This window comes from Luedemannella helvata (genome assembly GCF_039528415.1).
In the GTDB taxonomy this organism is placed as follows: domain Bacteria; phylum Actinomycetota; class Actinomycetes; order Mycobacteriales; family Micromonosporaceae; genus Luedemannella; species Luedemannella helvata.
Genome location: NZ_BAAALS010000001.1, coordinates 364,051 through 377,904 on the forward strand (window position 1 = coordinate 364,051; position 13,854 = coordinate 377,904).

Genomic DNA, 13,854 nt, shown 5'->3' on the forward strand with positions numbered 1-13,854 from the left:
GGAGCGACTGGTGGCCCGAGCACTGACGTACGCCGACGCTGTTCGCATGTTGGGCGGCAGGAGCAAGGTAGTAGATGCCATTGATAAGATCAGCGGCGGCCTGCTACTAGCCACAACCGGCGGCCTTTCCGAGCTGGCAAACTGGTTCGACGCCAAAGATCAGTTCATTCAGCTATGCCACGACCTGCTCACCCGCGTTAACACGGGGCATCCTGGCCTCTCTCGCTATGACCGCACTGAACGCCTGCAGGCGGCCCACACCGTCCTGGTGGTGTTAGCGTTCTTCGACGCGATGAACGAAGCCGACCTGCCGTTTCCGTCCAAGGACTTCAGACTGTCGGCGATGGACCAGCTGTCCCTCGCCTCCGGCGGGGCGCCGCTACCCCCTGCCGGAGCAACGTTCATGGCAGCTGTTCAATCTGCCGGGACTTTGTTGCCGGAACCGCACATCCCAGACGACGTGCTCGTCGACATGCTGAGCCGGCACTATGCGGGTCTCGCGGCCGCCATCGGCCGGCTCGCACCCGACCTTGCGCTCTGGGACTGGCTGACCGAGCGGGACCGACGGCACTTCAATCACGCGCTTGAAGAACTACCGGACCGCGCTTGCCGGCGGTACCGGGAGCTGTTTCGCCAACTGGCTACAGAATTCCCGGAACTCGCTTTCTGGGCTGGCCTGCGAGAGCACACCGCGACGCGGACGGAGGTCCGCAAACTCGGGGCCGCCCTGGCCGACATGGAGCGCGTTCTGACGCAGATCTCGACCGGCCGGGCCCCTGACGACCGGCATCTGCAGTTGGCTCGCGCCAACGCGCTGGTTCTTGATCAGCCCATCGTCGAGTCCGGCGAGGTGCTGGGCGGCGAGGTGCGTATCCCGGCGCTGCGCGAAGGGCATGTCGAACCGTTGTTCCGGGTCACGTCGGCGGCGCACGAGGGACGGCTCAGCGACGAGTCCTGGTGGGAAGCGCTGCCAGTCCGTGACGACCTGTGGCAGTTCCTGACCGGGTTCCTCACGTCGCGGCAGGCTACCCAAGCGCCACTTGTGGTGCTCGGTCAGCCCGGATCGGGCAAATCCCTCCTGACGAAGGTGCTCGCCGCTCGACTTCCCGCGCACGACTTTCTCGCCGTGCGGGTCCTGCTGCGGGAGGTGCCGGCGTCCGTAAGCATCCAGGATCAGATCGAGTACGCGATTCGCAACGCGACCGGTGAGCGCCTCGACTGGCCCGAGCTGGTGCGCTTAGGCGGAGACGCATTGCCGGTGGTGCTGCTGGACGGCTTCGACGAACTTCTGCAGACAACCGGGGTGAGCCAGTCCGACTATCTCGGCAAGGTAGCCGACTTCCAACGGCGGGAGGCGGACCAGGGCCGTCCGGTTGCCGTCATCGTCACCAGCCGGACCAGCGTCGCGGATCGGGCGCGCGCACCCGAGGACACGGTCGCGATGCGCATCGAGCCGTTCGACGACCATCGGGTCCATCGCTGGGTGGCGACCTGGAACGAGATCAACCACGACCACTTTGTCTCACACGACCTCGTGCCGCTCGACGCCGAGATCGTGCTTGCGCATCCTGATCTGGCGGAGCAGCCGCTGTTGCTCATGATGATGGCCCTGTACGACGCGGACGGCAACGCGCTGCGCAAGGACGAGAACCACCTGCTCGAAGACCAGCTCTACGATCGCCTGCTTCGTTCTTTCGCGCGCCGGGAAGTGGTCAGGCACCGGCCCGAACTTTCGGATCGCGATATCGATATCAATGTGGAGAACGAGCTACGCCGGCTATCCGTTCTGGCATTCGGAATGTTCAACCGCCGCAGCCTGTGGATTACCGATAGCGACCTTGAGCGGGACCTGCCAGCACTACTTGGCGAGACACCACACATACCGGTACCGGCAGACATGCGCGCACCGCTGCGCGCGTCAGAGGTCGTCCTGGGGCGGTTCTTCTTCATCCACCGCGCGACGACACTGCGCGACAACTCCCGGCTGGAGGCATACGAGTTCCTGCACGCCACGTTCGGCGAGTTCCTGGTGGCCCGCCTGACCTGGCAGGTGTTGGGCGACATGGCCGCCCGGGAAACCGCATCGACCTTGATGCTCAGCGCCGCGCCGCTCAATGACGACCTATTACACGCGCTGTTGTCATTTGCCCCACTGAGCCTACGCACCCGTACCGTCTACTTCTTGAGTCAGATGGCCGGCCGGCACAGCCACGCCCAGAGCGACACCCTTATCGGGCTCATCACCAAACTGTTCCGCGTGGCGCATCACCCGCGCTCTGGGCGGGGCTATGCGGCTTATCGGCCGCGGCACCTCTCCGTTCCAGCGCGCCATGCGGCGTACAGCGCCAATCTCCTGCTGTTGAGCGTCTGCATCGCGCGGAAAGTGCCGGCCAGCATGCTCTTCGGGTACGAGGGCGACACCATCGACGCGTGGAAGGACGAAGCGCTGCTCTGGCGGTCGCAACTCGGCGCCGACGGCTGGGACAGCCTGGTGGGAACGGTCGCTGTGCAGCGACTGTGGGAGGCCAACGGCTCCCGGGATCTGCTGCTCTCGTTCAGCGATGGCACAACCCGACTTCCCCCCGTTGATCTGTTCTGGACCTACAACAGCACGCCCCACGATCTGGACCAACACAGCCCATATCTGAACCTCGGCCAGCACCCCTCCACGCTCCTTCGCAAGGCCCACTTCCTGGGCCGCGTCACGGAGGACCTGACAAGTCATACTCTTGAGCCGCTCATCGCCGCGCTCGGACCGGCCGTCAATACGGTGATCGGCTCCGGCAGCGGCTCCGCTCGCACCGCGGTCAACGCGCTCCTTGACGCGTGGCTCCTGCCGGACGGAAGGGCGCCGCAGGATCGGGAGACGGCCTACGCCTTGTGCGCCGAAATCGCCACCAAGCAGGTCTCCCCATGGGATGACACCACGCGCGCCCGGTACACCGTGCTGCTGCTCGGTCAACTGGCGAACGACATGGAGATCGGGCCAGCGACAGCAGCCAGGATCCTTCGTTCGCTTGCCGAGCCCGACCTGGTGGGGCTGCCGGGTGTCGCACGTGGCCTCGTACGGTGCGTCCTCGCGTTCTACGGCGCGGACGCGGAGTGCGACGCCGACCTGATCCGGGTGCTGGACCTGACCGAGAGCTTCTCTGGGCTGGATCGCCGGACGACTGTCGAGGAGTCCAGGGAACAGCTCACGCGCCTTGCCCGGTTCGTCGCGATGACGCCCCCGGACGCCGCGGCGACGGACCCATTGGACTGAGGCCGCTCCGGATACCTGAGGTCTGCGAAAGGCGAGGACGAAAGGAGAGTCGATGTCCCGTACGGAGCACCCTGAGGCGCGGATCATTGTCACACCGGACGGTCGGCGATTGACCGTGGAGACAACGGGTGCGGAGCGCGGCCGGCCCGTCTTCCTCCTCCATGGCACCCCGGGCAGCCGACGCGGCCCCAAGCCGCGAAGCAGTGTCCTGTATCGGCTCGGCGTGAGACTGATCTGCTACGACCGTCCCGGCTACGGTGGATCAGACCGGCACGAAGGCCGAACCGTGGCCGACGCCGCGGCCGACGTTCGAGCGATCGCGGACTCCCTCGGCATCGAGCGCTTCTCTGTTGTCGGGCGCTCGGGCGGCGGGCCACACGCCCTGGCCTGTGCAGCCCTCCTGCCGGACCGAGTCGCCAGTACGGCGGTGCTCGTTGGCGTGGCACCCGTCGACGCTGCTGGACTCGACTGGTTCGGCGGCATGACGCAAGCAAACGTACGGGAGTACACGGATGTCGCGACGGACGCCGCCGCCCTCACGGAACGCCTGCGTCTGCTCGCCGACCGCACCGCAACGGACCCGGAGTCCCTTCTCGATTTCCTTCGCGAGCAGATGACCAGTCCCGACCGGCACGTCACCAACCGGGTTGCCGTGCGACGGCTGCTGGCGGACACCTACGTCGAGGCGTTGCGGGCAGGACCGCACGGTTGGGTCGACGACGCCGTAGCGCTGCGCGGTGTCTGGGGCTTCAGCGTCGACCAGATCAACGCCCCGGTGCGACTCTGGCACGGCCTCGAGGACAACTTCACGCCGGTAAGCCACTCGCGATGGCTGGCCAGCCGGATTCCGGGTGCCGAACTGGTGGTCGAGGTGGAGACGGCCCACTTCGGCGCGGTTGGCATCCTCCCGTCCATTCTCGCGTGGCTCGTCTCGAAGCACAGCGACTGCGCGGCACCGGAGCCGTTCGCGCCGTGCTGACGCCGATCGGAGCCTAGAACGGGTGTGGATCGATGATCCTGTTCAGGAATTGACCGTGCCGCAACGAGATCACCGCCGGATTCTCGGCACCGATGCGCTGGGCGAGCCGATCCGCTAGACGAACGGCGCCCAGTTCGGGCTCCGGCCGCCCGAGCCGCCGGAGGATGAGCGCCAGGTTTCCCATGCACCTCAGCGTGTCGGGGTGTTCCTGACCGAGGGTCCGCACGGAGCCGCTGGCGGCCTCCTGGACCAACGCGAGCGCGTCTTCCAGCCTGTCGCTCTCAGCGAGAATGATGGCGAGGTTGACCTGCCCGGCCAGCGAGTACGGGTGGTCGGGACCGAGACCTGCGCGGAGATTCTCGGCCGCCTTTCGCACGAAGGTCATTGCCCGGCCGCGATCACCCAAGGCTCGCGCCACCATGGCGAGATTGTTCTCGCACACGATCGTATGGGGATGGAGCTTCCCCAACTGCTCGAGATAGGCACCGTGAACCTCGGTCAGTTCCCGGTGGGCCCGATCAAAATCGTCGACGGCGAGCATATTGAGCGAGCGGCTGAGTCGACATTCGAGTGTGTCCGGGTTGGTCGGCCCGTAGCTGTCGTTCAGTTCCGCGTAGGCGGTGTCGAGAAGTCTCCTCGCCTCTTCGGCACGCCCAGCGGCGCCCATCGAGACCGCGAGGTTCGTCTGGGCCGTCAGCGCCCAGCGCGACGTCGCACCCCAGACCTGCGCGAAGGTGTCCGCCACTGTGGTCAGTAGGGCGCTCGAACGTTCGTACTCACCGGCGTCACGCAGATCGCGACCGAGATTGCCCGCTGTACCCAGCGTCGAAGGATGGTTTTCGCTGAGCACGACGCGCTTGCGGCGATAGGCCTGCTCGTCATGATCGCGGGCGGCACGGAAGTTGCCCATCAGCCGGTACGATGCGGCTACGTTGTGCAGGGCGGACAAGGTCCGCGGATGATCCTCCCCGAACACTTCCAACCATGAGGCGTAGCTTGCGAGGTCAAGTTCGAGCGCCTCCGGATAACGCCCCAACCCGCGCAGGTCGCCAGCGAGGCCGGCGGCGGTCATGAGGGTATGCGGGTGCTGTTCGCCCAGTTGGTTCTTCTGATCCTCCAGAACGGTGCTGTTGATGCTGAAGGACTCTGTGAACAAACCCAGGTTGCGCAGAATGTTGGCGTAGTTGAAGCGCAGGTGCAGCAACTGCCTGACCAACGCAGGTCGGTCGCGGTCATCGGGTAGCTCATTCATGAGCGCCGCCCAGTTGGTCACGATCTGCTCGGCCCGCCGGCGTCCTTCGTCCAGCTCCGCATGAATCCACATGTACCGGATTCGATCAATGAGCAGCCGGCGGACTACCTCGTCGTAGCAGTTGACCGCGTCGGATGCCTCAAGGTGCGGCCAGAGCATGCGAAAGCGCGGCCAGGTGTCCGGGTCGTCGACCTCGCCGTCGTTGGGCCGGGCTGCCGCGAGCACCAGATGGACCTCGTGCTCGGCCGCCCTGAGCTCTACATCGGTCATTCGCGACCGGACGACATGCTGGAGGACGCGATGGATAAGGACCTGACCGCCGTGGCTGCCCTGTCCCGACTGCCCGCGCTCCCCGCGCTGGTCGACGCGGAGCAGGGCGAGCCTGTTGATCTGCTGAACGAGGGATCCGCGGACCAGGCGTTCGGAGACGGCGGGATCGAACGGCATGAGGGCATTGGCCATCTCGTCGCTGTAGATCAGGTCGAGCGAGATTTCCGGGGCCAGGACCGAGCACAGCTGCAGCAATCGAAACGCTGCTGGCGAGCGCTCGCGGAGCCGATCCAGCGAGAGATCCCACGTTGCCTCCACGGATCGGTCGCGTGACTCCTCCACGGAGACCGCGCTCAGGCCGTGTCGGTCGATCTGGGTGAGGTACTCGTCCACGGGCGCGCCCGTCTCGGCCAACCAGGCACCAGCGGCGGCAATTGCGATAGGAAGATCCCCAAGAATCTCCGCCACCTTGTCCGCCTCCGACGCCAGCATGGTCGGTACCCGATGGACAAGGTGCGCGATGCTTTCACGCCGCTCGAATACGTCCACCTGGATCGTCTCCGCCTGGTCACCCCATTGCGGGTTGCGCGAGGTGATCAGGATGTGTCCGTTCCCTCGGGGGAGGAACTGGCCCACCCGGTCGGGCTGTTCGGCATTGTCGAAGATCAGTAGCCACCGCGCCGACGGTTCGCTTCTGCTCAAGGCGTTCAGGACCGCGCGGGTGTAGTCCGGACCGGTCTGCACGGGAATGCCGAGCTGCGTGCCTAGATCACCGATCGCACTGTCAATGAACGTCACCGGGTCCGCGTTGATCCACCAGACCACGTCGTAGGCGGCCCGGAAACGGTACGCGTACTCCAGGGCCACCTGCGTCTTGCCGATGCCGCCCATGCCCTGAAGCGCCACCGGCTGCGCACCCGGCAGCACGACGGCCGTGCCCCGGTGGCGCAGTTCCTGACGCAATCGCAGCAGGTCGTTCTCCCTGCCCGTGAACCGCGCATTACGCGCCGGGGCGTTGAAGACACTGGGTTCGTCGCCCGGATAGCGCGGCCGCGACGGCACCGAGGCCAGCTCGATGTCGTCGAGGGACCGGCCGACGAGTTGAAGCACCCGGCCCGCAGCCTCATCGGCCGTCAGCCCGGTGATGAACGCCGAACTGGCAATCGGCAGATGCTGCAACGGTGTCGTGTCGGCGATGTAGACGGCCAAGGGCGGCCGGAACGTACCGCCCTCTGGATGCACCAGCGCCGACTCCACCGCAGCGTTGGCAGGCGAGACGATGGTCAACTGCCGGGCGGCCGCCATGCTGACCGGCTCACCCGCATCGGGGCGAGCGACGAGCGGGTCCTGCACCCGGACTCCGGCTGCGACGAGGATGTGCTCAATCCATTCCGCCCAAATCTGATCGTCGGGGACGTACCGCAGGACCACCTCGTCTTCGACGGAGATCGGCTGGCGCGCGAACCGACCAATGATCCGACGACGAATCGGCTCGTCCATGGGCGGCAGCGACCCCACCTCATCGTTGGTGAGGTACTTCGTGATCATTTCGTATGCCGACAGGAGCGACCCCGGGATGCCCGGCACGTCGCCAAAGGTGGCGAGGGACTCCTCGTACGCGTAGTACGCCTGGTACGGCACCTGCATTCGGGCCCAGTACGCCTCGCGGGCCGGTTCCGTCATGTCCGCCGGCAGACCCAGAAAACGCTGCTTCGCCACGCTCCGGCCGACGTCCACCTTTCCCTTCTCCGCCGGGTCGACTCGCATGGTTACCGGCAGGATCCGAATCTCGCGCGGCTCTCGGTGGCGTTGCACGCGTCGGGCGACCTGGGCGGCACCCTCGATGCCTTGCTCGGAAAGCGTGAAGCAGTCGACCAACGTGTCCGGCAAATGGATGGTGCAGATCTCCGCGACGTCGCTGAGGCCCGTACGGCTATCGATGAGCGTGTAGTCGTAGTGCCGTTTCATATCGGCGCGGAGCGCATCAAAGAAGAGACCTCCACCCTGCCTCTCGTAGAAGTCGTCCCAGTTCATTCCGGCCAACGTGGTCGCATAGTCATTGTCCTGCTGTCCGGCTGACAGGAAGTCGAGCGTGCCGCCCTGCGGGAAATGGCGCCAGTTCAGCGAGAAGGAGAACTTGTGGACACGCGCGTACTGCTCGTACCAGCGCGTGTCACGCTGCACATCGCGAGTCGTCGCCCATTCGAACTCGCGGATCAGGTCGATGACGCCGCCCGTGCCGGCCAACGCGTCCGGGTCAATGAACGGATGCAGGAAGCGGTGCAAGCCTGGCGATTCGAGGTCCCAGTCAACGACCAGCACGCGTTTGCCGTTCGCGGCGAGGATCCAGGCGATGTTCGCCAGCGCCATCGTGCGGCCCGTGCCCCCCTTGTAGGAGTAGAACGTGACCACCTGGCCGTTACGGTTCTCAGACATGACCTAACGCTCCGGCGAGTGAGTCGGGGAATCGTCGTTATAGGTGAGCCTCGGCCGTGAGAGCTGCGCGCCCTTCGGCGGATAGGTGGGACCATGGCGCAGGTACTGCCGCCGCATCTGCGTGGCGAGAATGGGGATGAGGTCGCGAAACTCGCCCGATCGCCGCACCCGCCGCACTCGGTTGGGGCGCGCGTTCGTCAGTAGCTCGGCCGCGTCTTCTGCCAGGCTGGAACCACGGCCGGCGCATTGTGGATCGCTCTCGTCGAGCACGATGAGTGGCACCACCCACTCGCGGAGCCGGCTCAGTGCCGACTGGAGTTCTTCGCGCCCACTGCCACCGGCCAGAATCCATGGGTCGATGAGCAACACTCCGGGACACTGTTCGAGCCGTTCCCCAGCAGATGCGTAATCGACAATCATGGTTGGCAGCCCCGAACGTTCAATGAGGTTCGCCGCGTACTCAGCCACCGGGATCGCGGGGTCGTCGCCAAAAGGGCGCCACAGCACGCTGCTCGCGCCATAGGGATTGCGCAACCGTCCCTGTGGTAAACGGTTGCCGGTCGGCGCCAACACGGCGATGACGAACGGCGTGTCCACAAGGACTGCGCTTTGGGACTTCATCTGCCGGTCCACGCGCTGCTGCCGTCCCAGCGCACATCGCTCCGCCGCGTCCACGATCCGCCGGGCAAGTCGCTGGAGTATCTGATCGTACTGGGATCGGTGGTGGCTGAGCTGGCACATCGTACGCAGGCCGTTCTCGGCGTACGCGGGAAAGTCCGCACCGAGTTGCAGCGCATTGTGCATCTCGGGCCCCACATCGCTGTCCGGAAGCGGGACCCAGAGCACGGGCTGCACATGGCTTGGCACATGCTGGCGCCGCGTCGCCGTAACGCGTTGCTGAAAATAATTCAGTTCAGTCGATGGCCAGGACATGTTGAAGTACTGTGGCGACAGAAGAGGCACGAGCACCTCGGTAACGCTCAGTACTGCGGCCAGCGCGGTACGACGCTCCGCACCGAGGGGAAGGGGCGGCTCGAAATAGGTGACCCGCATGCCGGCATCAGGGCGCGCGAGCCGCGCGACCTCAGCACTCAGATGGGCCTGAAAGATCCGTACCCAGTGATCAATGCCGCCACGTGAATGTGCGGTGGCTGGCGGAGTATGGGCATAGCTGAGGTAGAAGTAGTAACCAGGCGATCGTGGTCTGGGGACTTCATCATTCACATGCTGCTCTCCCACCGTCGAGGATGCGCTGGGTAGAGCAATCGTAAGTGCGGCGGTTTTGATTAGCTAGCCGGGTAGCCGTTCATGAGTATCAATCACGCCAGTGATCCAGGGTCTTGACTATCTGAGCGAGCACCGCAGCACCAGCGGAGGTGAGCGCACCCGACGCAGCGAGCTTTTCCGAGGCCACGCGCGTGTCCTGTAGGTATTTCTCGAACTGCGCGTGGGCCTCGGCTTGGTCCGGGCCCCCTCGCCGGGCTCGGAGTCGCCAGACATCGGCAACGGCCAGATGTGCGTACACCCCGTGCAGTACCCCGAGCACTGGGCGCGGATCATCTCGCCAGGCGACCTTGATCGGCTCGACGTAACGATTATCAACAAGACGGTACCAGTCAAGCAACGCGTTAAGTTTGTTGTGCTGAAATTCGTGAACCATCATCACGGCCAATGCCCGGGGTTGGGCCAGCGTGGCCGCGATGGATCCAAAAGCGTGCAGCGCGGTCGAACTTTGCAGCTTGCCCGCCGGATCCGCCCGCAGGGGCACCACCGCGCGTAGACCTAACCGCAGGCCAGGAACGTATGCGGGCGCCTCACGTTGGATGCAGTCCCAGGCGCCGATGATGGCGTCGCGCCATGCCTCACCGGTCTGATCATCCAGCGGCGGTTCCAGCGGCCATTTGTGCTTGCGATAGGGATCCGCGTCCTCGATGACGATGGACAACCCAGCTGTTTCCACTCGACGCGTCGGCCGCCACCCCGGGACTGTCGTGTCGAACGCGGGCACCGCGGACACCCCGCCGTCCGCGTAGGCGACGAATCCCTTCTCAGCGATGGACATTTTCACCATGCCCGCAGCGCGCGACACTGCCAAAGTGCCCAGGGTCGGCAGGTAGACCCGGCCATCCCACGCCGGTACGGCGACCGTGGCCGCATACCCGGCCCGGATCGCGGCGGCGGCGGCAATCGCCCTCAGGTAGCCATAGCTACTGCCCCCTGGAGAGGCATCATCGGCAACGTGCTCGGCGGCCCATGCCCGAACGTAGGGATGGGCGAGCACCGCGCGGAAAGCCGCGGGATCGCGATCAGCCACGTCGTTCAGGAGATCCCAGGCTTCACTCGTGTCGACGCCCGCCCGTCGCGCGTTCTCGTAGACCCGCGGGAACAACGACTTTGTAAACATGAGTTCGGCCGCGACGAGATGACGAATCGCCTCCTCATCGCCATACCCGGCGCTGATCTCGTCCAGCACGCCCTCCGGCAGCGGCGCCGGCCGGGCATCGTCCTGGGTGGACAGTCGTGCGTTCATGTGCTCGATGAACTCCTTGAGATCGGCGCAGTACGCCGATGGATTGTCGAAGCCCGTGCCGGTTCGGTACCGGTGCGCGTACAGACCGCCGCCGCATTGCCGCACGACCGGGCAACTCCGGCAGGTGGCGCACAGGCCTTCCATACCTCGCTGCCTGTCGGCGATGCCGGGATGCAGGACCACCTCATCCACCGCGTGATCGAAAACGTTCAGGCCGGTAGCGGGCGCACCGTCAAACGCCGCTTTAAGGGAGTCCGCCTGCTCCCACGCACCGTCGGTCTCGACAACCAACAGGTCCGCAGGGTCGAGCCCGACGGACTCGGTGGCGCTCGGGCCGCCCGCACGCGTGGAGATGAGGGATTCGAATAACCGGATGTCAATACGCTGGCCGTCCGCCAGCCAACGCTCGAAGACTCGACCGAGCCATTGCGCGTATGGCGCGGGGGCGCCCTCCGGCCGCAGCGGCGGATCGTCCCAGGTGGCATGCGGCAGAAGGAGGTCGAGGCGGGGCGGTTGTTGATCACGCAACGCCTCGTATACCACATCGGGATCATTTCTCACGTCGACGGTGCAGAGGATCCCCGCGTATGCCGCTCGAAATGCTGGTGTCCGCAAGAGTTCCAACGCCCGCAGCACCGCACGATGGCTGCTGGCGCCATTCGCGTACCGTCGATGCCTGTCATTGGCCGCTCGGTCGCCGTCGAGCGATATGCCGACCCGCACCCCGAACTCTGCCAGCAGTTCACACATGGGCTCGGTCAACAACACACCGTTTGACTGCATCCGAAGACTCAGTCCGGTGACCGGCGCGATGGTGGCGCGAAGCGTCTCCAGCATCGAGCGCAACCTGCCCCGCCCCACAAGGAGCGGTTCGCCCCCATGGAGTACGACGCGGACAGCACCCACGCCATGCGCTGCGGCATGTTGGGCGATGCGGGCAGCCGCCGCGCGCACCGTATCGTCGGACATGACATGGGGACGCTGGCGCCAGCTTTGATCAACATTCTCGTATACGTAGCAGTGGTCGCATGCAAGATCACATCTGCTATGGACCTTGAGTACGTACTGGCTAATCGTGTCCGACGCCATGCCCACCCCCATGGAGGCGTCAGATGGTCGAGTTGAACGCCGCCACATCCACGGCGTTGGAGCCGTGTTTTTGCGAGTAAAGCACCTGCCGGACGCCGTACGCGACATCCTCGGCGGGTATTCTGTCGAGTCTCTCCGACTGGGCCCTGCCGTGCGACCGAGCCTCTTTCGCTGCCGGAGGTTGCGCGCTCTTCACTGTGGGTACCCCCAACATGTGCCCCAAATGGACATAATCACTATTTCATATCGGCTCTAATAAGGGGCATTATCTGGTAAGGCACCGAAACTAGAGCCTGCCAACCCCGCGACACGCGCACGGATACTGGCGCAGCTGACTGATCCAGGTTCGCCCACGAGGTGAGATTGAGCGCCGCTCACATTATTACGCGACGGTTTTCGTCGCTACGGCGCCCCCGGTAGTGGGGTCACCAGTCCATCACGACCAACCTTGCGCTCGTGAGTCCGAACCGAACGAAGGATGGTAAGTACGGGTGATCTACTCCCGTATCCGTTGGGGTACGCCGCGTGCAGGACCAGGTTCGCCTTCCTGTTGGCTTGCTGGGCGCGAATCGCGTGCCGGCGTGCGGATGTCGTACCCACGTACGAGGATGGCCCCATGACCGACGTACGCGTACTGGTCGGCACGCGTAAGGGCGCGTTCGTGCTGACCGCAGACGGCAAACGCAACAACTGGACCGTGGACGGTCCCCATTTCGGCGGCTGGGAGATCTACCACGTCGCCGGGTCGCCGGCGGATCCCAACCGCCTCTACGCCTCCCAGTCGGGTGGCTGGTTCGGCCAGGTGATGCAGCGTTCCGACGACGGCGGCAAGACCTGGAACACCGTGGGCAACGACTTCGCCTACCAGGGCGAGACGGGCGACCATCTCTGGTACGACGGGACGCCGCGCCCGTGGGAGTTCAAGCGCATCTGGCACCTGGAGCCCTCCCGCGACGACCCGGACACGGTGTACGCGGGCGGCGAGGACGCGGCGCTGTACCGGTCGACGGACGGCGGCCAGAAGTGGCAGGAGCTGACCGGGCTGCGCCAGCACCCGACCGGCCCGTCGTGGCAGCCGGGCGCGGGCGGCCTGTGCCTGCACACGATCATCCTGGACGCGGCCAACAAGGACCGGATCTACGTGGCCATCTCGGCCGCGGGGGCGTTCCGCAGCGATGATGCCGGCGTCTCGTGGACGCCCATCAACAAGGGCCTGCGCTCGGGCGAGATCCCGGACGAGGACTCGGAGGTCGGTCACTGCGTGCACCGCCTCGCCCAGCACCCGTCCCGGCCGGACACGCTGTTCATGCAGAAGCACTGGGACGTGATGCGCACGGACGACGCGGGCGGCCAGTGGCGCGAGATCAGCGGCAACCTGCCCTCGGACTTCGGCTTCCCGATCGCCGTGCACCCCCACGAGTCGGAGACGGTCTACGTCGTGCCGATCAAGAGCGACTACGAGCACGTACCGCCGGACGGCAAGCTGCGCGTCTACCGCAGCCGCACCGGCGGCGAGGAGTGGGAGCCGCTGACCAAGGGTCTGCCGCAGGAGCACTGCTACGTCAACGTGCTGCGTGACTCCATGGCGGTCGACACTCTCGACCCGGCCGGCATCTACTTCGGTACGACGGGCGGGCAGGTCTACCACTCGGCCGACAACGGCGACACCTGGGCGCCGATCGTGCGCGACCTGCCGGCCGTGCTCTCCGTCGAGGTGCAGGTCCTGCCATGATCCGTGTGGTTCTCCCGGCCCACCTCAAGACGCTGGCCAAGGTGACCGGTGAGGTCAGCGTCGAGGTGGCCGGGACTCCCACCCAGCGCGCGGTGCTCGACGCGCTCGAGGCCGAGTACCCGGCGCTGCTGGGCACTATCCGCGACCGGTACACGGGCAAGCGCCGGGCGTTCGTGCGCTTCTACGCGTGCGAGGAGGACCTGTCCAACGAGTCGCCGGACGCGCCGCTGCCCGAACGCGTCGCCGCCGGCCAGGAGGTCTACATCATCCTGGGCGCCATGGCGGGTGGCTAAGGCGGCGCGGG

Annotated in this window: 7 protein-coding genes; 4 read left to right on the top strand and 3 right to left on the bottom strand. The window is 65.7% G+C overall.

The window, feature by feature from the left end:
- Nucleotides 1-10: 10 nt before the first annotated feature.
- Both ABD191_RS01710 and ABD191_RS01715 read left to right on the top strand, forming a co-directional pair.
- On the top strand, nucleotides 11-3,262 hold the full coding sequence (locus ABD191_RS01710; RefSeq protein WP_344075935.1) for an NACHT domain-containing protein: 3,252 nt from the start codon (nucleotides 11-13) through the stop codon (nucleotides 3,260-3,262).
- A 52-nt stretch (nucleotides 3,263-3,314) separates the two neighbouring features.
- Nucleotides 3,315-4,241, top strand: a complete 927-nt coding sequence (locus ABD191_RS01715) for an alpha/beta fold hydrolase (protein ID WP_344075937.1) — start codon at nucleotides 3,315-3,317, stop codon at nucleotides 4,239-4,241.
- A 13-nt stretch (nucleotides 4,242-4,254) separates the two neighbouring features.
- Here the strand turns inward: ABD191_RS01715 and fxsT are convergent, their stop codons facing one another.
- The 3 genes from fxsT to ABD191_RS01730 form a co-directional block, all read right to left on the bottom strand.
- The gene (fxsT, locus tag ABD191_RS01720; protein WP_344075939.1) at nucleotides 4,255-8,199 is read right to left on the bottom strand and encodes an FxSxx-COOH system tetratricopeptide repeat protein; all 3,945 of its coding nucleotides are present in this window, start codon (nucleotides 8,197-8,199) and stop codon (nucleotides 4,255-4,257) included.
- Nucleotides 8,200-8,202: 3 nt separating this feature from the next.
- On the bottom strand, nucleotides 8,203-9,438 hold the full coding sequence (locus tag ABD191_RS01725) for a TIR-like protein FxsC (protein ID WP_344075941.1): 1,236 nt from the start codon (nucleotides 9,436-9,438) through the stop codon (nucleotides 8,203-8,205).
- Between the two features lie 76 nt (nucleotides 9,439-9,514).
- A complete protein-coding gene (locus tag ABD191_RS01730; RefSeq protein WP_425560625.1) occupies nucleotides 9,515-11,866 on the bottom strand; it encodes an FxsB family cyclophane-forming radical SAM/SPASM peptide maturase in 2,352 nt (783 codons plus the stop codon).
- Between the two features lie 568 nt (nucleotides 11,867-12,434).
- Between ABD191_RS01730 and ABD191_RS01735 the strand changes: the two genes are divergently transcribed.
- Both ABD191_RS01735 and ABD191_RS01740 read left to right on the top strand, forming a co-directional pair.
- Nucleotides 12,435-13,550: a WD40/YVTN/BNR-like repeat-containing protein gene (locus ABD191_RS01735; RefSeq protein WP_344075945.1), complete on the top strand. Its 1,116-nt coding sequence runs from the start codon at nucleotides 12,435-12,437 to the stop codon at nucleotides 13,548-13,550.
- Complete coding sequence (locus ABD191_RS01740) at nucleotides 13,547-13,843, top strand: MoaD/ThiS family protein (RefSeq protein ID WP_344075947.1); 297 nt, start codon at nucleotides 13,547-13,549, stop codon at nucleotides 13,841-13,843. The genes ABD191_RS01735 and ABD191_RS01740 overlap by 4 nt, the downstream gene beginning before the upstream one ends.
- The last annotated feature ends 11 nt before the right edge of the window (nucleotides 13,844-13,854 follow it).